20 protein-coding genes are annotated in these 24,372 nt (G+C 46.1%); 16 read left to right on the top strand and 4 right to left on the bottom strand.

Going from position 1 to position 24,372, the window contains the following annotated elements; all coding sequences use genetic code 11:
- Positions 1–49: 49 nt before the first annotated feature.
- Positions 50–1,024 (bottom strand): YpdA family putative bacillithiol disulfide reductase, encoded by a 975-nt coding sequence (locus tag NIAKO_RS22440; RefSeq protein WP_014220744.1) that lies wholly within the window; start codon positions 1,022–1,024, stop codon positions 50–52.
- A gap of 159 nt (positions 1,025–1,183) precedes the next feature.
- On the opposite strand from NIAKO_RS22440, the gene NIAKO_RS22435 reads away from it, so the two are divergent.
- The 3 genes from NIAKO_RS22435 (at position 1,184) to NIAKO_RS22425 (ending at position 3,420) form a co-directional block, all read left to right on the top strand.
- On the top strand, positions 1,184–2,137 hold the full coding sequence (locus tag NIAKO_RS22435) for an SPFH domain-containing protein (protein WP_014220743.1): 954 nt from the start codon (positions 1,184–1,186) through the stop codon (positions 2,135–2,137).
- 148 nt (positions 2,138–2,285) lie between these two features.
- Positions 2,286–3,002 carry a MotA/TolQ/ExbB proton channel family protein gene (locus tag NIAKO_RS22430; protein WP_014220742.1) on the top strand — a complete coding sequence of 239 codons (717 nt, stop codon included), beginning with the start codon at positions 2,286–2,288 and terminating at the stop codon, positions 3,000–3,002.
- A gap of 16 nt (positions 3,003–3,018) precedes the next feature.
- Complete coding sequence (locus NIAKO_RS22425; protein WP_014220741.1) at positions 3,019–3,420, top strand: ExbD/TolR family protein; 402 nt, start codon at positions 3,019–3,021, stop codon at positions 3,418–3,420.
- Between the two features lie 833 nt (positions 3,421–4,253).
- Here the strand turns inward: NIAKO_RS22425 and prmC are convergent.
- A complete protein-coding gene (gene prmC, locus NIAKO_RS22410) occupies positions 4,254–5,147 on the bottom strand; it encodes a peptide chain release factor N(5)-glutamine methyltransferase (protein ID WP_014220739.1) in 894 nt (297 codons plus the stop codon).
- A 92-nt stretch (positions 5,148–5,239) separates the two neighbouring features.
- On the opposite strand from prmC, the gene ribD reads away from it, so the two are divergent.
- The 4 genes from ribD to NIAKO_RS22390 are packed head-to-tail and all read left to right on the top strand — an operon-like array spanning position 5,240 to position 8,686.
- On the top strand, positions 5,240–6,292 hold the full coding sequence (ribD, locus tag NIAKO_RS22405) for a bifunctional diaminohydroxyphosphoribosylaminopyrimidine deaminase/5-amino-6-(5-phosphoribosylamino)uracil reductase RibD (protein WP_242675521.1): 1,053 nt from the start codon (positions 5,240–5,242) through the stop codon (positions 6,290–6,292).
- Positions 6,289–7,173 (top strand): hypothetical protein, encoded by an 885-nt coding sequence (locus tag NIAKO_RS22400; RefSeq protein ID WP_014220737.1) that lies wholly within the window; start codon positions 6,289–6,291, stop codon positions 7,171–7,173. Before ribD ends, NIAKO_RS22400 begins: the two co-directional genes overlap by 4 nt.
- A gap of 33 nt (positions 7,174–7,206) precedes the next feature.
- Positions 7,207–7,818: a YigZ family protein gene (locus tag NIAKO_RS22395; RefSeq protein WP_014220736.1), complete on the top strand. Its 612-nt coding sequence runs from the start codon at positions 7,207–7,209 to the stop codon at positions 7,816–7,818.
- Positions 7,819–7,849: 31 nt separating this feature from the next.
- Complete coding sequence (locus NIAKO_RS22390) at positions 7,850–8,686, top strand: XAC2610-related protein (RefSeq protein WP_014220735.1); 837 nt, start codon at positions 7,850–7,852, stop codon at positions 8,684–8,686.
- A gap of 5 nt (positions 8,687–8,691) precedes the next feature.
- Here NIAKO_RS22390 and NIAKO_RS22385 read toward each other — a convergent pair whose 3' ends face one another.
- Both NIAKO_RS22385 and NIAKO_RS22380 read right to left on the bottom strand, forming a co-directional pair.
- A complete protein-coding gene (locus NIAKO_RS22385) occupies positions 8,692–9,588 on the bottom strand; it encodes a 3-hydroxyacyl-CoA dehydrogenase family protein (RefSeq protein ID WP_014220734.1) in 897 nt (298 codons plus the stop codon).
- Between the two features lie 376 nt (positions 9,589–9,964).
- Positions 9,965–10,606, bottom strand: coding sequence for a carboxypeptidase-like regulatory domain-containing protein (locus tag NIAKO_RS22380; protein WP_041347156.1), 642 nt, complete (start codon positions 10,604–10,606; stop codon positions 9,965–9,967).
- A gap of 103 nt (positions 10,607–10,709) precedes the next feature.
- Here NIAKO_RS22380 and NIAKO_RS22375 point away from each other — a divergent pair, with 103 nt between their 5' ends.
- The 9 genes from NIAKO_RS22375 to NIAKO_RS22335 all read left to right on the top strand — a co-directional run bounded on the left by NIAKO_RS22375 (position 10,710) and on the right by NIAKO_RS22335 (position 24,164).
- The gene (locus NIAKO_RS22375) at positions 10,710–11,810 is read left to right on the top strand and encodes an Mrp/NBP35 family ATP-binding protein (protein ID WP_014220731.1); all 1,101 of its coding nucleotides are present in this window, start codon (positions 10,710–10,712) and stop codon (positions 11,808–11,810) included.
- Between the two features lie 180 nt (positions 11,811–11,990).
- Positions 11,991–12,899: a glycerophosphodiester phosphodiesterase gene (locus tag NIAKO_RS22370; RefSeq protein ID WP_014220730.1), complete on the top strand. Its 909-nt coding sequence runs from the start codon at positions 11,991–11,993 to the stop codon at positions 12,897–12,899.
- A gap of 49 nt (positions 12,900–12,948) precedes the next feature.
- On the top strand, positions 12,949–13,734 hold the full coding sequence (locus NIAKO_RS22365; RefSeq protein WP_014220729.1) for an SDR family oxidoreductase: 786 nt from the start codon (positions 12,949–12,951) through the stop codon (positions 13,732–13,734).
- 142 nt (positions 13,735–13,876) lie between these two features.
- Positions 13,877–15,163: a kynureninase gene (gene kynU, locus NIAKO_RS22360; protein ID WP_014220728.1), complete on the top strand. Its 1,287-nt coding sequence runs from the start codon at positions 13,877–13,879 to the stop codon at positions 15,161–15,163.
- Positions 15,160–15,960 carry an orotidine-5'-phosphate decarboxylase gene (gene pyrF / locus NIAKO_RS22355; RefSeq protein WP_014220727.1) on the top strand — a complete coding sequence of 267 codons (801 nt, stop codon included), beginning with the start codon at positions 15,160–15,162 and terminating at the stop codon, positions 15,958–15,960. The genes kynU and pyrF overlap by 4 nt, the downstream gene beginning before the upstream one ends.
- A gap of 417 nt (positions 15,961–16,377) precedes the next feature.
- Entirely contained in the window at positions 16,378–20,139 is a 3,762-nt protein-coding gene (locus NIAKO_RS22350) for a T9SS type B sorting domain-containing protein (protein ID WP_014220725.1), read from the top strand.
- Between the two features lie 20 nt (positions 20,140–20,159).
- Positions 20,160–21,161 carry a PorP/SprF family type IX secretion system membrane protein gene (locus NIAKO_RS22345; protein ID WP_014220724.1) on the top strand — a complete coding sequence of 334 codons (1,002 nt, stop codon included), beginning with the start codon at positions 20,160–20,162 and terminating at the stop codon, positions 21,159–21,161.
- 82 nt (positions 21,162–21,243) lie between these two features.
- Positions 21,244–23,262, top strand: a complete 2,019-nt coding sequence (locus tag NIAKO_RS22340; RefSeq protein ID WP_014220723.1) for an OmpA family protein — start codon at positions 21,244–21,246, stop codon at positions 23,260–23,262.
- Between the two features lie 395 nt (positions 23,263–23,657).
- Entirely contained in the window at positions 23,658–24,164 is a 507-nt protein-coding gene (locus tag NIAKO_RS22335) for a hypothetical protein (protein WP_014220722.1), read from the top strand.
- Positions 24,165–24,372: the final 208 nt, after the last annotated feature.

The following is a 24,372-nucleotide window of genomic DNA, read 5'->3' as shown; positions in this document are numbered from 1 at the left end:
TAACCTTTCGGCTTTCAGCCTGTATTTGCTTGTGGCCTGCAGCTGTTTTCTACGCCTTCTTCTTCACCGCCTTCATAATCATTTCCGCATGTATTCTGCTGTTCTCAATAAACCACACATGGGTATTCATCCCTCCGCATACCACGCCGGCCAGGTAAATATTGGGTAAGTTGGTTTCCATGGTTTCGGGATCATAGGCCGGTTGCAGTACCTCATCATTCGATAGCAGGATGCCCGTATCCTGTAAAAGATTGAAATTAGGTTGGTAACCCGTCATGGCAATCACGTAATCGTTCTCAATGGTAACTATGCCCTCAGGTGTAAGAATGTCCACTTCCTTTTCTCGAATGGCCATCAACGTGGAATGGGTATATGCCGTAATGCTGCCTTCCTTGATGCGGTTCTCGATATCGGGTTTTACCCAGTATTTTACTCGTTTGCCAATCCCTTCTTCGCGAATGACCATGCTTACAGTGGCGCCTTTGCGGTAGGTTTCCAGCGCGGCATCAACCGCCGAATTATTGGCGCCCACCACTACTACTTTTTGCATGGCATAAAAATGCGGGTCTTTATAATAGTGAACCACTTTAGGCAGGTCCTCACCCGGAATATTCATGGTGTTGGGGATATCATAAAAACCGGTGGCGATCACCACAAACTTTGCGAGATAGGTTTGTTTGGAGGTGATGACCTGGTATTTACCATCGAGCGGAGAAATGAGTTTTACTTCTTCCTGCAGGTGAATGGTGACCTTATTGCTGGTGGCTACCCGGCGATAATATTCCAGTGCCTCGGGCCGGGTAGGTTTGATATTATTACTTACAAAAGGGATCCCGCCTATTTCCAGTTTTTCTGAAGTAGAAAAAAAGGTCATATTTATGGGGTAGTTATATAATGAATTAGTAAGACAGCCTTTTTCCAGGATACAATAGTGCAAACCGGCTTTTTTTGCTTCCAGGGCACAGGCCAAACCGATGGGGCCGCCGCCGACGATGATAATGTCGAATTGATTGGTTGAGCTCATTGGTGTAAAGTTAAGGAATTGGCAGACGGCAAAGGGCAAAAGGCCAAGGCCTCAACCCGGCAACCTTTATCAACGCTATCAACTCTGTCAACTTCCTCATCAACCGGTTAACTTGCCAACTCGTTAACTAATACCTATCTTTCATTAAAATTTAATTCTATGGATTTGCTAGCGAATTATTGGTGGGTCATTCTTATCGTTCTCTTATTATTTACCGGGTTAAAAACCATTAACCAGGGTTTTATCGGGGTGGTAACCATGTTTGGCAGCTACCGCCGCATCTTACGGCCTGGTCTGAATTTTTTAATACCATTTCTGGAAACGATCAGCCGCAAGGTGAGTATCCAGAACCGTTCGGTTGAAATGGAGTTCCAGGCGGTAACGGCCGACCAGGCAAACGTATATTTTAAAAGTATGCTGTTGTATGCCGTACAAAACGCCGAAGAGGAAACCATTAAAAAAGTGGCCTTTAAATTCCTGAGCGAACGCGACCTGATGCAGGCGCTCACCCGCACCATTGAGGGAACCATGCGCTCATTTGTTGCTACCAAGCGCCAGGCCGAGATCCTGGGATTACGCAAGGAAATCATTGAATATGTAAAAGAGCAGATAGATCATTTGCTGGAGGACTGGGGTTATCACCTGCTCGACCTGCAGATAAACGACATTACATTCGATAAAGCCATTATGGACAGCATGAGCCGGGTAGTGGCCAGTAATAACCTGAAGGCGGCAGCCGAAAACGAAGGCCAGGCCCTGTTGATCACTAAAACAAAATCGGCCGAGGCAGAAGGTAATGCCATTAAAATTGCGGCTGAGGCTGAACGTACTGCCGCTCAGTTACGCGGTCAGGGGGTAGCGTTGTTCCGGGAAGAGGTAGCGCGTGGGATGAGCCAGGCGGCAGAGCAAATGAAACAGGCTAACCTCGATACCAATGTGATCCTGTTCAGTATGTGGACGGAAGCCATCAAGAATTTTGCTGAAGTGGGTAAAGGCAACGTCATCTTCCTCGATGGCAGCAGTGAAAGCATGCAGCGCAATATGCAACAGATCATGGCCATGATGCAGCAGCAAACGAATAACAGAGGAGGCCAGAACTTAGGCCAGAATTAACTTTTAGTTGGCTTATGTTTTGAGTATCAGGTAATTCAATTAGCAAACTTTTAAGAAATATTAAATCGTTCCAAACGTTTTAGGCACACATTTGCCTACATTTACAGTACATTGTGATTTACTTTCAATTATTTAAAAAACATTCTGGATGAATTGGTTTTTGTTACAAGTCACCAATCCCGCTACCACCGCTACCGCCGACTCTTTACAAAAAGCAGCCACTGCCGGCGCCCCTCAGGGCGAGCATACTATGAATGTAATGGATATGCTTAGCAATGGTGGTCCCATTATGATCCCGCTGGGATTGTTGTTCGTACTGGCCGTATTTTTCTTTTTTGAACGGCTTATTGCCATTAGCAAGGCCAGTAAAATTGACCCCAATTTCATGTATATTATACGTGATAATATCTTTAGTGGTAATGTGTCGGCAGCACGGTCACTGGCTAAAAATACGCCCAACCCCGTTGCCCGCATCATCGACAAAGGGTTACAACGTATAGGCAAGCCTATCGAGGCTATTGAAAAGAGCATGGAAAATGTAGGCAAATTGGAAGTGTATAAAATGGAACGTAACCTGTCGGTTTTATCATTGGTGTATGGTATTGCGCCCATGTTCGGGTTCCTGGGAACCATCTTCGGGATGTTGCAGTTGTTCTATAATATCAATGCATCGGGCGAGTTTACCCCGGCCCAGATCGCAGGTGGTATTTATACGAAAATGATCACCTCTGCATCCGGGTTGATCATCGGTTTGCTGGCGTATGTAGGATACAACTTCCTAAATGCCCAGATAGATAAAACAGTGAACCGCATGGAAGCTGCCAGTGCAGAATTCATTGATATTTTGCAGGAACCAACACGATAATTCTAAACACAGATAAATGAATTTAAGAAGAAGATTAAAAGGACATCCGGAACTGCATGCAGGTGCGTTGAACGACATCCTGTTCATCCTGTTGTTCTTCTTCCTCATCGTATCTACGCTGGCCAATCCGAATGTGATCAAGTTATCACAGCCCAAGGCCAAGAGCGATACCAAGGCCAAACAAACGGTTATCGTGAACATAAAACCAACCGGTGAATACATCATCAATGGTAAACAGATCACGATAGAAGAAATGAAGGCCTTTATGCAGCCTTATGTAATGAAAGATTCTTCGCAGGCCACCATTGCGATCAATGCCGATAAAACGGTTCCGCTCGAAGATGTAGTGGCGGTAATGCGGGTAGCCCGCGAGCTCGGTGCCCGGTCAACCCTACTTGTAGATACAAAAGTGAAATAAATTACTTCCCCCGACAGTACCGTCGGGGGTTCTTTTTACCCCTTATCTAAACCCACTCCCTTGCCCGACCATAGAAAATTACTGCTTGTCTGCGTACTGGTGCTAACCGCCATATTGTTTATTGATCTGTTATTGGTGCGTGAATATCTGCCTGAGCACATTCCTGGTACTCCAATAAATGTTTTCGGATTGTTCATAATAGTATGTTGGGAAGTACTGTTTCATGTTGTGTTCAGGAGAATATTAAAACAACATGATTATATCAGTGTTTTGTATTTGACTGTATTTGCCTGTTTGATAGTCTTGTTCAGTGAAATACTATTTCAAACCTACCGGCAGCTAGCTTTCGATGAAACATATACGGATCAGGATCGCATAAGGATCTTCCTCATTGCCGTGATAGGTATGCCTTTATTTGCAGCCGCTTTGGCCTTTCCCGTTGCAGTAGATATAAAGTATAAAAAGAGATGGCTAACTACCATGCTTTATGCTGTGCTGGGTGCCTCGTGTTATTTTGCTATGCCTTACGTATTGAGTTTTATCCGGGGAGAATAATAACTGAAATCACCCCGATTTCAGTTTAAAATGGTGCGCTGCCAACTGAAAACACCCTGTTTTCAGTTAGAAACAGTACGCCACCAACTGAAATCGACCCGTTTTCAGTTAGAAACGGTACGCTACCAACTGAAAACGCCCCATTTTCAGTTAGAAACGGTATGCTGCCAACTGAAAACGCCCCATTTTCAGTTAGAAACGGTATGCTGCCAACTGAAAACACCCCGATTTCAGTTGAAAACAGGGTCGAATAAACTGAAAATAGTAAACCTTGAACTTTAAACTGAGAACTGAGAACTGAGAACTGCCTTCACCATCCTGTCCTTCCCCTGAAAGTCCTTCTTTACCTCCGCATAAAACCCTTTCCCTTCAAACAACTCCTTTGTTTTTTGACCCAGTTCCTCATGAATTTCTACAAAAACACAACCCTGGCTAACCAAATTACTTTGCGCAAAACGCGCAATGGCGTCATAGAACACCAGGGCATCATTATCGGGCACAAACAAAGCCAGGTGTGGCTCATGGGCCAGCACATTTTGGAACATGGTGTTTTTATCGCTTTGCGGAATATAGGGCGGGTTACTTACGATAATATCAACCTCCGGGAGCAATGACCAGCTACCCGCATCTAAAAAATCAATCTTAATAAAATTAACAGGCGTTTCCTGAGCCGCCGCATTACGCGCCGCCACCGCCAGCGCCCCTTCACTTACATCACAGGCATACACCTCTGCCTGCGGCAGTTTCTTCTTTAAAGAAACCGGTATACATCCACTTCCCGTACCAACATCCAAAATGCGAAGCGTTTCTGCCGTCTGCCGTTTGCCGTCTACCGAATGCCGATTGCCGATTGCAGATACCCACTCCACCAGCTCCTCCGTTTCCGGTCGCGGAATCAACACATTCTCATCCACATAGAAAGGCATTCCACAAAACCAGGCCTCGTGTAAAACGTATTGCACCGGTTTATGGGTCAGCAATTGCCGGGTGTATTCCTGTAGCAGGTTCACCTTTTCAGGGGCCAGGGGCGACTGCTTATGGATAATGCGATCAATTTTGCGCAGTCCGGTAACATGCTCCATTACCCAGTCGGCAATATTGGCCGCCTCGCGGTCATCATACAATTCAGTCAGGGCCTTTTGCAATTGCTGTTGCGCTTCGTAGAACGTCATAAGGGGCAAAGATGCAGGTATTTTGATTTATATTTGCGGCTTTATTAGACCTGTATTCCATTATCGTATTAGCAAATTATCACATTATCACATTGACCGAATCATACATGCAGCGTTGTATTGAACTGGCGAAAGCCGGGGCAGGCTACGTAGCGCCCAACCCCATGGTAGGCGCGGTGCTGGTGCACGAAAACCGCATCATAGGGGAGGGGTACCATCAAAAATATGGCGGTCCGCATGCCGAAGTGCACTGCGTAAATTCGGTAGCCCAAGCCGACCGGCATTTGATTGCCCAATCGGTTATGTATGTGTCGCTGGAGCCTTGTGCGCATTTTGGCAAAACACCGCCCTGCGCCGATCTGATCATTGAAAAAAAGATCCCCGAAGTGGTTATAGGCGTGCGCGATCCGTTTAAACAGGTGGATGGCAAAGGAGTGGAAAAATTAAAAGCCGCCGGGGTGAAGGTTACCCTGGGTGTGCTGGAACAGGATTGTAAAACCCTCAATAAACGGTTCATCACTTTCAATACCCGACACCGTCCTTACCTCATTTTAAAATGGGCCCAAACAGCCAATGGGAAAATGGCGGGGGAAGCTGGCGGGGAACGCCTGTTGATTAGCAATGAATTTACTAACCGGCTGGTGCATAAATGGCGCAGTGAAGAAGCGGCCATCCTGGTAGGCACCAATACCGCGCTTTTTGACGATCCGGCATTGACCACCCGTTTATGGAATGGGCCCGATCCGATGCGGCTGGTGGTAGATATGAATTTGCGATTGCCGTCATCGTTACAGCTGTTTAACCAGCAGGTGAAAACCATTGTGTTCAACAGTGTAAAGCAGGAGGAAAAAGAGAACCTGCTGTATTACCAGGTAACGCAGGATGTAAGCCTTGTTCATCAGCTAGTGCATGCATTATACCAGTTAAAGATCCAGAGTGTGCTGGTGGAAGGCGGGGCGCAATTGCTGCAATCGTTTATCGATGAAGGCATGTGGGATGAAATACGCATCATCACCAATAACGAACTGGTGGTGCCGCAGGGTTTACCTGCACCACGCATGCAAACCGGCCAGCTGTTACACCAGGAAACATTGTTTTCAGATACCCTCCAATATTTTGTGAACCCGCAAACCCTGGCATCTTGAGCAGTTTATTATTTCTCATTGCCAGTATCGTACTGACTGCGTGGCTTACTATTTCCTTTAAAATAATCGAACGGTTGGGCATCAATAACCTGCAGGCTATTGTTTACAACTATACGGTGTGTGTGATAACCGGAAGTATGGTGAACGGCAGTTTTCCCATAAACGGAGCGCTGGTTCATCAGCCCTGGTTTGGCTGGGCATTGTTTATGGGCGCCTGTTTTATTTCGTTGTTTAACCTGGCGGCCTATACGGTGCAAAAGATTGGGGTAGCGGCTGCAACCGTGGCGTATAAGTTATCGATGGTGATACCCTTCGTGTTTTCGCTGTACCTGTATCACGAAAAATCAACGGTGTTGAAGTTTGCAGGCGTGGCGCTGGCACTGCTGGCGGTTTGGTTCACCACCCGGCCTGCGGCGGGTAAAAAGCAGGATAAAAAAGTATCGTGGCTCATTTGGGCCATGCCGCTGTTGTTATTTGTGGGGAGTGGCTTGCTTGATACCATGATAAAATATGTTGAACAGGCATTTATAAACCCGGCTAACCAGAACGCTTACCTGATCACGGCGTTTTGTGTGGCTGCATCTATAGGCTGGCTCCTGTTATTTTACCTGTTTGCTACCGGGCGGCAGAAAATGTCGGGCCGGGCAATACTGGCAGGCATCGGCATCGGGGTGCCAAACTATTTTTCCATCTGGACCTTGCTGAAAGCCTTAAAAGGTTATTCCGGCAACAGTTCGGCCATTATTCCCATCAATAACATGGGCATTGTGCTGTTGACGGCTTTGGTAGCCTGGTTGATCTTTAAAGAAAAATTGTCGGCCGTTAACTGGCTGGGAATTGCCCTGTCGCTCGGCGCCATTGCATTGATCGCGTATGGATAGCAGCGCGGCGCCATTTATCAATAACATTCAATTATGACCGACCTCGAATTCTTTTACACCATAGAAAAATCAACCTCCGCGGAATTTAAAGACCGGGGCAGTAAATTTATTGCCTACACCTACCCGGTACAGTCGGTTGACGATTTTAAAAAGTGCCTGGAAGCCATCAAGAAAGAACACCCCAAAGCTACCCATCACTGTTTTGCCTATCGCATAGGATTGGATAATAATACATACCGCGTTAGCGATGACGGCGAACCGTCAGGCACCGCCGGTAAACCCATCCTGGGCCAGATAGATAGTAAAAGACTCACCAACGTGCTGGTAGTAGTAGTGCGTTATTTCGGCGGCACGTTGCTGGGAGTACCAGGATTGATCAATGCTTATAAATCAGCCGCTTCCATGGCCCTGCAGGTAACGCCCATTGTTCAAAAACCCATTGAAGTGGCCTATACCCTCCAGTTCGATTATTCGCAGATGAACGAGGTGATGATGCAGGTAAAACAGCTGAACTGCACCGTGCTGGAAAAAGACATGAGCCTGTTTTGCCACCTGGTGATCGGCATACCCAAAGGCCGGATCGACGAAGCCATTTATAAGTTTAAAGAAATACGCGGAGTGGAAATTGTGGTGAAGAATTTGTAGTATCTTTCTTCTAACTGAGGTCTGAAAGCGTATGAAACGGTTTATTTCGGTAATAATCCTGTCCCTCGTATTGATTCAAGCCTGTAAACCAGGTAAAGGGCCCTGGGGCAAAAATAAGTCAACTGACACCTTATCGGTACACGCCGTTCCTTACGAGGTGCTGTTAACCAAGGCTATGGACAGCGCCGAACAGCTCGATTTTTTCAGGGATTACTGTATTAGAAAACTGGACAGCCACAAAGCGGAAAACCAGTTTTACACCCTGGCCGTTTTTGAAGGCGATACCAACCGCATCCAATTCTACAAAGGAAATATCTGCACCGATCAAAAGCAACATGCATTAGTGGGGTTTGAAGACAGGAACCTGTTCTTTTTCTTTACAAAAGACAATGACTGGCGTATGCGCCAGGTAATGAATGGGTTTGGAAAGATCAGAGACAGCGCCATCCAGTTCTGCGATGTAAATTTTGATGGTTTTAAAGATGTATCAATAATCTGGAATTATTCAGCCGGCATCTGTAACTGCTCCGCGCCTGGCTGCCACGACGTGTACTTATACAACAACGAAGCAGACAGGCTGGAACATTTACCAGAGATAAGATCATACTACGATTTTGGCCTGTCGGCCGAAGAAAAGTCGATCTACCTCGGCGAGCACTGCAAAGGCTTTTATGGAAAATATGCCTGGGAAAATGGAAAACTGCGGATCCAGGAAGAATACGCCAGCAACCAATGGAGCGAGACCGATACCTGTAACTGGCATCTGGAGCACTTTATTTATTGCGATGGCGAACGCGTTCCGGCCTATACTATTCCTAACCTGCCTTTGCCTGAGAAATGGCAGCAGGTGTTTGGATGGGGTAAGTGACTACCTCACAATGAAAATCTTTCGCTGACGATAAGCTCCTTGCTACCGGCTTCATACTTATAAAACCCTTCCCCGCTCTTTACTCCCAGATATCCCGCTGTAACCATATTCGTTAATAACGGACAGGGAGCATATTTCGGGTTGCCAAAGCCTTCAAACAACACATTCAATATTGCATGGCAGGTATCCAGTCCAATAAAATCGGCTAACTGTAAGGGCCCCATGGGGTGGGCCATTCCCAACTTCATGATGGTATCAATTTCATTTACGCCGGCAATGCCTTCGTACAGGCTGTAGATGGCCTCGTTGATCATGGGCATCAAAATACGGTTGGCGATAAAACCGGGATAATCGTTCACCACACAGGGAACTTTGCCCAGTTGTTTGCTCAGCGCAACAATGGTATCGGTAACGGTTTTAGAAGTGGCGTAACCATTAATGATCTCCACCAGTTTCATTACCGGCACGGGGTTCATAAAGTGCATCCCTATCACCTGGGAGGCGCGTTTGGTAACAGCCGCCATGCGGGTGATGGAAATAGAAGAAGTATTGGTAGCCAGTAATGCATGGGGCGGGGCCAGGCTATCGAGTTGTTTAAAGATGTTCAGTTTAAGATCGATATTTTCTGTAGCAGCTTCTACTATCAGCTGGGCTTCTTTAACCCCCAGGGCCATATCGGTATAAGTGGTAAGATTGGCCAGGGCCTTGTTTTTCTGCTCTTCGGTGGCGGCGCCTTTGGCTATCTGCCGGTCAAAGTTCTTTTGAATGGTCTGTAAGGCTTTTTCCAGCTGACCGGCATTTACATCTACCAGGTTTACGGCAAACCCATTTTGTGCAAATACATGCGCAATGCCATTACCCATGGTGCCGGCGCCAATTACTGCTATATTTTTCAAATCCATATGGTAAGTTAATGAGGCGCTAATATACTAACGACTGTTAATAAGACAATGTACAAATTAGCAAATGTGAAAATTAGCAAATGGAATACAGGGCAGAGGGCAGAGAAATGAAGAATGAAAAATCAGGAAGGAAGAATAAGAAAGGGAAATGCAGGTTGACCGGTTAATACGTTGACAAGTTGATAGGTTAACAGGTTGATAGCGTTGATAGGGTTGACAGAGTTGATAAAGGCGGATACAGCATGTTGAATATTGAATGCCCAATATGGAATGTTGAAGTGAAGAAAAAGCCCCTGCATTATGCAGAGGCCAATTATATAAACGTGTTAACTTGTCAATTGTATTCCATTAGCACATTATCAAATTATCACATTAGCTAATTCTGATTCTTAAAATCCCCTCTCTTCCACGCCTGAATAAACTCAGCCCAGGCTGCGGGATTGAATATGTTCTGAGGAGGTGTTTGTCCGTTATAATAGTACCGTTGAGCGTTGTTCCGTAAAAACATGTTGGAACTTTCGCGGCCGTCGCGGGGGAGCGTGCGGGCAAGCACCCGGCGTTTGGATTCATCGGTATTTTTGCGGGCAGTTTCCAGATCATCGTCGGGAATATCGACATTCACAAAATCGCGTTCAAACTGTTCTTTGGTGGGGCGTGGTTTAATGATGGTGGCCGGCAGGTAAACCGTATCGGTAACCATCAATTGCAACAAGCTGAACTGATTGCCTTCCAGGTTGCGGGGAATGGTGGCCAGCTTGGGTTTATAGCCAATAGACGTAAACTCAACAATATCACCTTTCATTACCACGATACTGAAAACACCCTGTTCATTGGTGATGGTACCGCGGTTCTGGCCTTTGATCATAACAGTAACAGAAGGAATGGCCCTCAAACTGTCGGCCGTCATTACAACGCCATATAATTGCACTACGGAGTCTTTCAGTTTTTCAAACTGAGCTTTAGAAGCAAAGGGGATGGCAATCGCCAGGGAAATCAAAAAAAGTAAACGTCTTTTCATGCCCGTCAAATATATACATAATGGCCAAAATACTTCAACAAAATACTCATGCCAATGGTTAATTTTGCAGCAAATAAATCTTTTTAACAAAACTCTTAGATGAATGACGCCTGAGAAAGTTTTAGACGCATTGAGGAACGTTCAGGAACCGGATTTAGGACAGGATATTGTTACGCTTAACATGGTTAAAGATATTGTGATTAGCGGTAATACGGTGTCTTTCACTGTAGTGCTTACCACACCCGCTTGTCCAATGAAAGATTTAATAGGCAGGAATTGTGAAAATGCCGTGAAATCGTCGGTTAATAAAGACGCGATTGTAAAAGTGAATTTTACTTCCAACACCAGCACAAACCGGCAGGATCCGGGGTCGGTGTTGCCCAAAGTTAAAAATATCATTGCGGTAATAAGCGGTAAAGGCGGTGTGGGAAAAAGTACAGTTTCCGCCAATCTGGCACTGGCGCTGGCGCAAAGCGGGGCAAAAGTGGGGCTGATGGATGCTGATATTTATGGTCCCAGTGTACCTATCATGTTTGGGGTGCGCGGCGAACGGCCCATGATGAAAAGTATGGGTGAGGGACAAAAAGGGCAAATCGTTCCCCTGGAGCGTTACGGCATAAAACTGATGAGTATCGGTTTACTCGTCGATGAAAAAAGTGCGGTGATCTGGCGCGGCCCCATGGCCAGCAGCGCCATCAAGCAATTTGTGACCGATGTGTATTGGGATGAACTCGATTACCTGGTTATTGATATGCCCCCCGGCACCGGCGATATTCACTTAACATTGGTGCAAACGGTGCCCGTAACCGGCGCGGTAATTGTTACTACGCCGCAGGATGTGGCCCTGGCCGATGCAAAAAAAGCGATCGGGATGTTCAGCCAGGCGCAGATAAAAGTGCCTATTATTGGGCTGGTAGAGAACATGAGTTATTTTACCCCTGCTGAATTACCTGATAATAAGTATTATATCTTTGGCAAAGAAGGCGGAAAACGCCTGGCCGAAGAATATGACCTGCCCTTCCTGGGACAAATCCCATTGGTGCAGAGCATTCGTGAGGGTGGAGATATGGGCATTCCCATTATGGTAAGTGATGATATGATTTCCCGCAAAGCATTTGAAGAATTTGCCGCCAATGCCACCCGTAGTATTGCCATGCGTAATGCCAACGTAAGTGCTGCAAAAGTGGCTGAAGTAATAGAATAGCCAATTGACAATGGGCAATAGACAATGGGCAATTATAAGCCCTGACTATTGCCTGTTGTTTTTGTTTTTCCAATAACCTGCAGTTCACAAATAAGCATGAATTTTGATGTTGCTTATTGCCAATTGTCTATTGCCTATTGGTTCTCCAATATCCCTAATCAAGTACTGTAAACATCTAATATGAGTAAATTTAGGGAAGTAACAGAGCTGCTGTTACTGGTTGCATTGATCTTTGCCTGTCACGCTTCAAAAAAAGTTACCGATCCTTTGTTACCTGCTTTTGACATCGAAGGGCACCGCGGCTGCCGGGGACTGATGCCCGAAAATACCATTCCGGCCATGATGAAGGCGCTTGAACTGGGCGTTACTACCCTGGAAATGGATGCCGTTATTACCAAAGACAAACAGGTGATCCTGTCGCACGAGCCATTTTTTAACCACGAGATCACTACCGGCCCCGACGGGAAATTTATAACTGAACAGGATGAACGCAACCTGAACATTTATAAAATGACCTATGCGCAAACGCAAACCTATGATGTGGGGTTAAAGCCGCATCCGCGTTTCCCCAACCAGCGCCGGTTAAAAGCCACCAAGCCCCTGCTGCGCGAAGTAATAGAGAATGTGGAAGCTTACCACAAATTAAACGATGGCCGCGAAGTGTTTTATAATATCGAAACCAAAACACAACCGGCCACTGATAACAAATACCATCCGGCGCCCGAAGAATTTGTAAGAACGTTGATGAATGTGATCCATTCAGAAAAGATCGGCGCGCGCGTTATCATTCAGTCGTTCGATTACCGTACGCTGCAGGTGGTGCATAAAAGGTTTCCGAACATGAAAACGGCAGCCCTGGTAGAAGAAGATGATAAACGAACGCTGGATGAACACCTGAAAGCGCTGGGATTCACCCCCACTATCTATAGCCCGGCCTACAGTTTGGTTACCCCCGAACTGGTAGCCCAATGCCACGCGCAAGGAATCAGGGTTATTCCCTGGACGGTGAACGACAAGGAATCTATTGATAAAATGAAAGCGGTAGGAGTGGATGGCATTATTACTGATTACCCGGACCTGTTGAAATGAGGTGTATTCCATTATCACATTAGTTAATTATCAAATTATCACATATTTTATGAACCTGTCATTAGAAGGTAAGAACGCCGTGATCTGTGGAAGCAGCCAGGGTATTGGCCTGGCCATTGCCGCAGAACTGGCATTACTGGGCGCTAACTGCACCCTTATGGCCAGAAATGAAGAAACCCTGCAGGCAGCCGTTAAAACCCTGGACATTGCCTTACGGCAGCAGCACGGTTACCTGGTAGCTGATTTTACCAATACAGAAAATGTAAAACAGGCAATTCGGCAACACGTACAACACACCCCGGTGCATATCCTGGTAAACAATACAGGCGGGCCGGCGCCTGGCTCGGTGCTCACTGCTACAGAGGAGGCCTTTACACAGGCGTTCAAACAGCACCTGATCGTAAATCAAATCCTGGCCCAGGCCGTAGTACCCTCCATGAAAGAAGCCGGCTATGGCCGCATCATCAATATCATTTCAACTTCCATCCGCATTCCCATTACCGGTTTGGCCGTATCGGGCACCGTGCGCGGCGCAGTAGCCGTTTGGTCCAAGATCCTGGCCAATGAAGTAGGCCAGTTCAATATAACCGTGAATAATATTTTACCCGGTTCAACCAAAACCCAACGGCTGGAAAGTTTGATCCAAAACACAGCCCAAAAGCGGGGCGTATCAAGGGAAGTTGTTGAACACGAAATGCAACAGGATATTCCCATGAAACGGTTTGGCGAGGCATCGGAACTGGGCGCCGTAGCAGCCTTCCTGGCATCGCCCGCCGCCTCTTATGTAAATGGAGTTAGTATTCCGGTAGACGGTGGTAAAACGGGCGCTCTTTAAATGAAAAATGAAGAATGTGAAATTAGAAAGGAAAGAAGAAAATGTCGAATATTGAATGTTGAAGGGAAGAAAACTTTTGGCTGTATTTGCCTGCGGCTTGCAGCTTAAAGCTGTTTCCCGATTCATGAAAACAAACTACTACATGATTTTTGAAAACTCTCATTCATTTGCGTATGTTCTTGATGAGCAGGATGAACTGCGTTCGTTCCGGGAGCAATTTATAATGCCTGTAATTGACGGAAAGCAGCAGATCTATTTCCTGGGTAACTCCCTGGGCCTGCAACCCAAACGCACCAACGACTACCTGCAACAGGTGCTGAACAAATGGGCCAACTATGGCGTGGAAGGCTTTTTTATGGGTGAACAACCCTGGCTGCAATACCACGACCATCTTACCAAACCACTGTCAACCATTGTAGGCGCCTTGCCGCATGAAGTGGTGGCCATGAACCAGCTTACGGTGAACCTGCATTTGCTGCTGGTATCTTTTTACAATCCCCATGGTAAACGGAACAAGATCATTTGTGAAGCCAAAGCATTTCCCAGCGATCAGTATATGCTGGAAACGCATGTAAAATATTGTGGCTTTAATCCGGATGACGTGATTGTTGAAGTGGGCCCCCGCAAAGGCGAGCATACCATTCGCCATGAAGACATTCTGCAGGCCATACAACAACATAAAGACGAACTGGCCCTGGTTTTGTGGGGCGGGATGAATTATTATACCGGCCAGCTGTTTGATATGGCGGCCATTACCAAAGCGGCGCAGGCCGTGGGCGCCAAAGTAGGGTTCGACCTCGCGCATGCAGCAGGGAATGTTCCTTTGCAGCTGCACAACTGGAATGTGGATTTTGCCGCCTGGTGCAGTTATAAATATATGAACTCTGGTCCCGGTGGTATTGGTGGCGCCTATATTCATGAACGTTACCATAACGATACCAGCTTACCACGTTTTGCAGGCTGGTGGGGCTACGATAAAGCCACCCGCTTCCTGATGCAGAAAGGGTTCAATGCCACCCGTTCGGCCGAAGGCTGGCAGCTAAGTACGCCCTCGCCGCTGTTGTATGCAGCACACCGGGCGGCGCTGGACCTGTTTATGGAAGCAGGCTTCAACAGGCTGCAAAATAAAAGACAGTTATTGAACAAATGGTTATGGTTCTTGCTCGATGATTTGAACAATGCGCAGACAGAACCGGTGGTTGAATTTATTACGCCCCGCAATGAGGCCGAAAGAGGCTGCCAGGTGTCTATGTTAATGTTGCAACAGGGCAAGCAGGTATTTGACGAACTGGCCCGGGCGGGAGTTATAGTAGACTGGCGCGAACCCAATGTAATAAGGCTGGCGCCCGTACCTTTGTACAACAGTTTCGAGGAAGTATGGCAATTCACTAATATCTTGCGACAAATTTTACAACTCCAACACGCATGACAAGGCTGCAATTGGTTGAACAAATACGCAACAGAAAATCGTACCTCATAGTAGGACTTGATACAGACATTACAAAGATTCCCAAACACCTGCTGTCTGCACCGGATCCCGTATTTGAGTTTAATAAACAGATCATCGATGCTACCAAAGATCATTGTGTAGGGTATAAGATCAATACGGCTTTTTATGAAGCATTGGGCATGCCCGGTTGGCAGGCAATGGAAAAAACGGCTGCCTACATTCCTGCTACCCATTTCAGAATAGCCGATGCCAAACGCGGCGATATTGGCAATACTTCTTCCCAATACGCTAAAGCGTTTTTTGAAGCACTGCCCTTCGATGCCATAACGGTAGCCCCTTATATGGGCGCCGACAGCGTACTACCTTTTCTTGAATACAAAGACAAATGGACAATTGTACTGGGCCTCACCTCCAATACAGGCGCCCGTGACTTTGAATTACAAAAGGCAGGGGAGGAGTTGTTGTATGAAAAAGTATTGCGTACTGCTGCCGGATGGGGCACTGCCGACCAATTGATGTTTGTGGTGGGCGCCACGCAGGCATCGGAGTTTACCAACATCCGCGCCATTACCCCTAACCATTTTTATCTCGTTCCGGGGGTAGGGGCCCAGGGCGGCAGCCTGAAGGAGATCTCCGAAAAAGCCATGAATAAAGAAGTAGGCCTGTTGGTAAATGCCAGCCGGGCCATCATCTATGCTTCCGGGAACGAAGATTTTGCCGAAAAAGCAAAACAAATAGCCGCCGGGTACCAACAGGAAATGGCCGGTTACCTGTAATATAAATATACTTATGTGCCTAAAAGCCGCCCGCAGGGCGGCTTTTATTTTTTATAGCAAAGACATGTACAAATTTTTGCCCCCCGTTGCCTCTCATAAGCAATTTAGTTTCACACAGTTCCAAGGTGAAAATGTGAATTATTTTTTCCTTATCAAATAGGGGTATACACAATTGTAAGCTCTAAAACGCGTTCTTAAAGGGTTCACAACGTAAAGATACGTTGTGCTTTGCCCTAACCACCCCAATGCCGCACCCTTGTTTGAATACTGTATTCATACATGGGTTATGCTGTTGTAAGGGGGAACCATTAACCAATGATCAATTATGTATTACTGATAATTGGTTTTAAGTTCTGAGTTAATATATAATAAACCTGATCCGATATCCTATAGAAATTTAAAATCCAATCATCGGCTATGCGAAAAATTTTACGCGGGCACGTATTTAATATTAGATTTCTGTTTACCCTTTGTTTAGGTTTTGCATACGCTGCAACCAATGCACAGGTGTCCGGTACGTTTACCATCAATTCTGCCGTGGCAACCGGCGGTACAAATTTCCAAACATTTTCTGCGGCAGTAGCTTCCCTGTCTGCTGGTGTTAATGGTGCTGTAATATTTAATGTACAGGCTGGAAGTGGACCTTATAACGAACAGGTTATAATAAATTCCATTGCCGGAACTTCGGCAGCCAATACCATTACGTTTAATTGTAATGGAGTGACTATTAAGTATCTTTCTACCAATTTCAATCAACGGGCTGTAGTTAAACTGAATGGTGCGGATTATGTAACATTCGATAATCTTACTGTTACACCACTGGCTTCCACAGGCGGCCAGTACGGTTATGGCTTTCATCTGTTGAATGATGCTGATAATAATACCATCAAAAATTGCCGCATCACCAACTTAAATGATTATAACAATACCGATGATCATGAAGGCATTGTGATAAATGGTAATAATGGTGTTTCTTATGATGTTGGTAACAGTTTGTGCGATAATAACCTGATCCAGAATAATACCATCACCGGTGGCTCTACCGGTATTACGTTGAGTTCTATACCGGCATCAGGCGCCGGGGTATTTATGACCGGCAATAAAGTTATTGGCAATACCATTTCCAATACCGATGTATATGGCATTCAGATGCATTACAACGATGGCGCAGTAATAGATGGCAATGATCTCTCAGGAGGACCGGCTGCCGTTTATAATATGTTTGGGATTTATCTTGACTATTATAATCAAAGCGCCAATATTACCAATAACCGGATCCATGGCTATCACGTAAATGCAGGGTCCGTGACATATGGATTTTATATCTGCTCTCAGGGTGTTGCCGGTAAGGAATGTACTATATCGAATAACCTTATTTATGATTTTCAAAGCAACTGGACGCAATATGGGATTTATTCCCAGGTGCAGGGTGCACCAAAGTATGGCGCTACTTACCTGAATATTTATAATAACACCATTTCACTCGACGATCAAAGTGTTGCGGGCAATGTGGCCTATGGGATGTACTTTGTAGATACAATCACCAACGTGAATTTGATGAATAATATCATCACAATCACCCGCAATAGTGCAACCGAAAATATCGGGCTTGTTTTTAGAAAACCGCCGAAACAATTTGCGAGTCAGCGTAATGTTGTTTTTGTGCCCGCTGGTACGGTTTCTACTGCTGCCGTTGGAAAATATCTCTCCCTGGTGTATAATACGATGGCTGCCTGGCAGCTGGCTACCGGCCTTGATTATTATTCAACCGACGTTAACCCGTCATACACCAGTCCGGCCGCTTTCAATTTCAGGCCGCAGGCGCAATCTATAGATAATTTGGCGGCCAATGTGGGCCTTACTACCGATATTGCCGGCGCTGTCCGAAGCACCGTCAACCCCGATCCTGGTTGTTATGAGTTCACTTCTCCAGCATGTGCTACCTCCATTACGCCCGGTGTGCCCAATGTATTACCTGATTCAATTTTATGTTCAGGGCCAAAGATCTCACTGGGATTAACGGGTAATTCAGCCGGAGGCGGGCAGACCTATACCTGGCAATCTTCTACTTCGGCAACGGGTACTTATACCAATATTACCAGTCCGCTCGGGTTTCCCTACTTTGAAACTATACCTACTACCACTTTATATTACCGGGTAGCGCTTACCTGTGGCGGTTCTACCGTTTTTTCTCCCGCCCTTCGGGTGCTGGTAAATACAACGCTCAATGGAGGAACTTATACCATCAACTCGGCATTGCCTACCGGTGGTATTAACTTCAATTCATTCACAGATGCTGCGCGGGCGCTTCAGTGTAGCTTCACGGGTTCTGTTGTATTTAATGTGGCCAGTGGCAGCGGACCTTATAACGAGCAACTGATCCTGCCTGCATTGGCTACATCGCCAACCAAAACCATCACCTTTAATTGTAACGGTGTTACCATGCGGTATGCGCCAACAAGTTCTACCCAAAGTTCACTGGTAAGACTGGATGGCACTGATTATGTGACCATCGACAGCCTGAGCATGGATGTACAGGGGTCTTCCACCTTTGGTTTGGGTGTGCTGCTCACAAACGATGCCGATCATAATACCATCAAACGTTGTACGGTAAATCTCAGCAACAGTACATTATCTCCGCTTGCGTATGGTGGAATCGTGATCAGCTCAAGCGCCAGTAACCCAATAACAAACACCGGCTATAATAATTGTGATTCTAATCTCATTATTAACAATACTGTCAATGGAGGGGTGTATGGCATAACCATTGCCTCTAACGCAATTTCACCCGGCGTAGCCAGATCGGTAGGAAATAATATCGTAAATAATAAGTTAAAAGATAACTCCAAGTACGGGGTCTTTGTAACCGGAGCATCTTATTGCACCATCGACAGCAACGATATCAGTCAACCAACCCGTACAGCACTGGAATATTTTTCAGGGGTCTGCCTGTCTGAAGTAAACTTTGGTATTTCGGTCTCAAAGAATGTGATCCATAATCTGGGTGAGAATAATAAGCTGAACATTGCCCAGTTTGATGGGATAAAGTCTAATGATGTGCAACCTACATCAACAGCTCCTATCATGGTCACAAACAATATGATCTACACCTTTAGAGGAAGCGGGCTGCAATATGGAATTGACAACTACTCTTCAGATTATGTAAAATATTACCATAACACCATCTCGCTCGATGACTCTTCTTCCGGTGATCCCAGTTTAACCCGTGGCTATGGCACCTTTGGCGACCCAAGTGTAGGTACGGAAGTTAAAGACAATATTTTTGTTATCCGACGCGGGGGCATCGGGGCCAAGTATGGTGTCTACTCTAACATTAACGACAGTGGCCTGGTGGCTAACTATAATAATTATTATATACATTCTTATTCCGGCGCCAATTTAATTGGGTTTTTAACCAAGGATTATCCGCTCTTATCCGACTGGATCAAAACCCGCAAGGATTCCAGTTCTATTTCAATTGACCCGGTATTCTATGATGTGGCCAAAGGCGATTATACGCCAACCAAGATCCAGTTTGAAAACAAAGGGTTCAATGTTGGGGTTATCACCGATCTGTTGAACGCAACCAGGAATACAACCAGCCCCGATATGGGCGCTATTGAATTCACTGTCTGCCGCCCGCTTACCAAACCAATGGTGAGTGTTGAAAGTCAGGAAACCAATGTCATCAAATTTGCGTGGACCGCTGTTCCCAATACAACTGGTTACCGCGTATCGCGCGACAGTCTTAACTGGGCAATACCCAGCTCGGGCGCCATGGGCCTTACCCATACCGTTACCGGGCTTAAGCCTACCGATAAAATAACCTTGTGGGTGAAAGCGCTGGGAACCCGGGTAGATTGTCCTGAATATGTTTCCGACGCTACGCCTGGCCAGGCGCTTACTGATGGGGTGTTTGTACCTAATACGTTTACGCCAAACAATGATAGCAGGAATGACAAGTTCATGGTGTACAGCAATGTTGTTAAAACCATACACTGGATGGTATTCAGCCAATGGGGGGAGAAAGTATTTGAGTCGAACGATATATTTGGCGCATGGGATGGAACTTATAAAGGCAAACCGATGCCTGTTGGAGTATATGTATATGTGGTATCAGGAATGTTAACAGATGGTACCAAAGTATCACAAAAAGGAACCTTTAATCTAGTCCGGTAATAACCCAAAAACTGTTTGCAATGCTACGATGTCTTAGAAAAACCAGCTTGTTATTGTTGACGCTTGCTGCAGCAATAACAGGTCATTCTCAAACAGATCCTCATTTCTCACAATACTATGCATACCCATTGTGGCTGAACCCCGGTTTAACGGGCGCCATCGACGGTAACTACCGGGTTACGGCCATGTACCGCAGCCAGTGGGGAGGCATCAGTAACCCATTTGCCACACCCGGTATTTCGGCAGACATTGTAACAAATAAGAATGTAAGCTTTGGTTTAAACATCATGAACCAGCGTGCAGGTAATATTGGCTACAGCTATCTCACCGGGTATGGGTCTATGAGCTACAATGGCGTGCGCTTTGGTTATCACCAGATCTCCATGGGCATGTCGTTCGGCATTCTGAACCGCAAGTTCGATCCATCCAAATTCCGTACAGGCGACCAATGGAGCCAGGTTACCGGTTATAATCCTGATTTGATAGGCAGCGGTGAAACACTGACCAAAACATCGGCCATCGCATTCGATGCAGGCGTGGGAGCTGTATACTTTGATGCAACCCCTGGTAAAAAAGCGAACTTTTTCGGCGGTATCTCAGCTTTCCATTTAACGCAGCCGCAGGATCCCTTCTTTGCGGCCAATGGCGAAAAAATGCCCATGCGGCTTACCGTACATGGCGGTTTAAAATACAATGTAAACGAAGATTTCAGCATTACGCCTAACGTATTATACATGCGGCAGGGAGCAAGCCAGGAAAAAATGGTAGGCGCTTATGGCCAGATGCGGGTGAATGAAGTTACCGACTTTTTGGTGGGCGCCAACTACCGGTTTAAAGATGCCTTTGCTCCGTATGTAGGCGTTTATTATAAGAACTATATGATCAGTGCGAGTTACGATGTAAACGCATCTGACCTGGGTAAGGTAGGAGGCAATGCCAATAACTTTGAAATATCCCTGACGCTTATTGGCCGCAAATCGGTTAAACAGGATGCTGTGCCGTTTGTGTGTCCGAGATTGTAATACTATAAAAGCGCAGAAAGCATAGAGGGGAATTGAATTCCATTAGCATTAGCACATTATCTCATTAGCAAATAAGCAGATTATGTTTAAGCATCTACTAATAATTGCTGGTTTAGGATTGTCTGCCACTGCGGTAAATGCGCAGGGAAGCAACTTTAAACGCGTGGCAGAAACATTTTATGCCAAGGGCGATTATTATTCAGCCGCACATTACTTTGAAAAATACTTAAGTGGTAAAACACCCAGCCATTCAGGTTATAATGCCTATGTGGTGCAAAAGCAGGGAGCTGCATTGCTCAACCACAACGACCTGGGCGGCCTCGATGCCAACCTGCTGTATAAAATGGGCGATTGTTATTACAACCTCAACGATTTTATCCATGCCGAGCAGTGGTATAAATTGTTGTTGCAAAAAGACTCTACGGCCCATCCGCTGGCCCGGTACTATTACGGCATTTGTTTGCGCTCCAATGGTAACTACAGCATTGCCCAAAAGGAGCTGGACCGGTTTGTAAAGGAGAACACCGAAGGTGAACAGTATAATAAAATGGCCCAGCAGGAGATTGACAACTGCGTATTCATTCAGCAGCAGTTAAGTTATGGGCCTACCGGGGTTAAAATTGAAAGACTTAACAACAACATCAATAAAGAAGGGGCCAACTATGCAGCCAGCTGGTTAAACAACAACACGCTGGCTTTTACGTCTACCCGGGCTGAAGGTTATACCAACGCTTTGTATACGGCCGCTTTCCAGGGTGAGGATAATTTCAACAAAGTGGAAAAAATGAACGTAACGCCGCCCAAAAATACCCAACAGGGTACGCCGGCCTTTACGCCTGATGGCTCCAGGATGTTCTTTACCGGCTGGATAGTGAAGAATGGTAAAAAACTATCAGCCATCTATACCAGTGAGCAAAATAGTGGCCGGTGGAGCGAACCGGTGCTCATTGATGGAAAACTCACCGAACAATCATTTAACTCACGGCAGCCCCAGGTAACCCCCGATGGAAAATACCTGTTATTCTCCAGCGACCGTTCAGACGGTATTGGCGGGTTCGACATCTGGTATGCCACCCTCGATAGCAAAGGCATGCCCGGCCAGATCACCAACGCCGGCCCTGCCATTAATACCACGGGTGATGAGGAAGCGCCGTTTTACCATGGCCCCACACAAAACCTGGTATTTGCCTCCAATGGCAGAACCGGGATGGGCGGTTTCGACCTGTACAGTTCTACCGGCAATTTCACCGGTTCCTGGACGGTGTCGCTTAACCTGGGCTACCCGGTGAATTCAGAAAAAGATGATATCTATTTTGTAAGCCGCGGCAAGGGCCTGCTGGAAGATGCGATCTTCAGTACCGATCGGGCTTCCCTGTGCTGTTTGGAATTATTCTCCATACATAAGAACTACCACCAGGTATTTACCGGGGTGGTGCTTGATTGTGATACTAAAAAACCGCTCGAAGGAGCCATCGTTTCGGCAAAAGATCCCCGGGGTGTTGAAGTGGCTACCATTAAAACCCAGGCCGGCGGGCGTTATACCATTCAAACCGATGCCGGAATGGCCCTGCAGATCAGCGGTACCCAGGATGATTACCAGAGCGGATTGCTGACGGCGTACCCCTCCAAAGGCGATACCGTGTTTGCCCAGGAGTTATGCCTGGTAAAAAAGCCCGATCCGTTCAAAAACAAGACCGAGGTTACCTACCAGATCGTGTTTGAGTTAAAAACCGAGATCGCGAAGGAATCGTACCCATATCTTGACCTCATTGCATCTTATTTAAAGTCTAACCCGGGTGTGGTGCTGGAGATAGATGTGCATACCGACGGGTTGGGTTCACCAAAATCGAACGAGTTCCTGGCAAAAGGCCGAGCCAATGCCTGTGCGGAGTACCTGATAAACGCCGGCGTATCGCCCAGACAGTTAAAACCTGTAGGATTTGGCGAATGCTGTCCGATAGAGAAAGAAACAACGCCTGATGGAAAAGACATTCCGGAAGCGCGGGAGAAAAACAGACGCGTAGTATTCAAAATGTTGAACAATGGCGCTACGATCAACAATGGTACGCCCATCATTAATGGCACCCAGAATACCAACTAGAACAGACAAACGCCTACCTGCACCCGACCAGGCCGTGATTTAAATAGATAAACGGCTTTCCCCACCTGTTTGGGTAGCATGGCAGAAAAGTACTATAACAAAAAGCCCCCGGAATTCGGCATGATCGAATACTCCGGGGGCCTTATTTTTGTCAAGGACATTCCGGTTTTTTTTTCGTTAAATTTATTATAAGCATTGGTATAAAGCTATCCTGAAGGTCATTTTAAGGCTCCGGGCTGGGAAAAGAATGCTTTTGGGAAAAAATTAACCCTGTTTTTGAGGCGAAGTCATATTAAATACATAGAGTTTAAAAATCCTTAAATTGCAACCATACCCAGCGATTAAAGGCTTTTTTACGTATAGAGGATCATCTACTTAATCAAAATTTACATTTTATGAAACACGTCTTCTCAGTTCTCTCTGTTGCCAGTGTTGCTTTTTTTACGCTCTTTTTGTCAACGACCAACGTTAGCTGTAAAAAAGGCGATACGGGTCCCAAGGGTGATACAGGTGTTGCAAATGCAGTATACTCAGCCTGGAAAACTGTTACTTTTGGCGGAGCAGTACTTCAAACCGGCGATACTGTTGGCGTAGCTACCATTACAGCCCCCGAAATTACCAACGATGTGCTTAATAAAGGTACTGTACACGTATATGCAAACTTTGGCACCACTGCAGCTCCTGACATCGTTCCCATTCCTTACCTGGATGTGATAAGCAGTATTTGGGTAAACGTGGATTATGAACTCGGCAAGATCCACCTGGTCTCAAACATTGATGCCAGCGCACCTTACCGTTACATTGTTCTTACAGGCTCTGTTCCTGCATCCGGAGGCCGTCAGGCAACTATCAACTGGAATGATTATGCAGAAGTGAAAAAGGCGTTGAACCTTAAAGATTAAGAGAAAGCTGAATCAGACACAGTTTGTTCCCTTCAGAAACCGTTCTTCTCCCGCACGGGGCGGGAGTAAAAGAAGAAGCGAATTATCTCAAATCAGAGTGAACTACTATATTGACCTGTCCGGGCCGTGCATATTCAATGCACTGGCCTGACTGGTTAAAGTGGGCAACCGCCAGGGCGGCCCGGGACGTATTAATCTATTATTCTTC

The organism is Niastella koreensis GR20-10 (genome assembly GCF_000246855.1).
Lineage (GTDB): Bacteria > Bacteroidota > Bacteroidia > Chitinophagales > Chitinophagaceae > Niastella > Niastella koreensis.
Note: the sequence above shows the minus strand (reverse complement) of the source record. Positions and strands in the feature narration are given on the sequence as shown.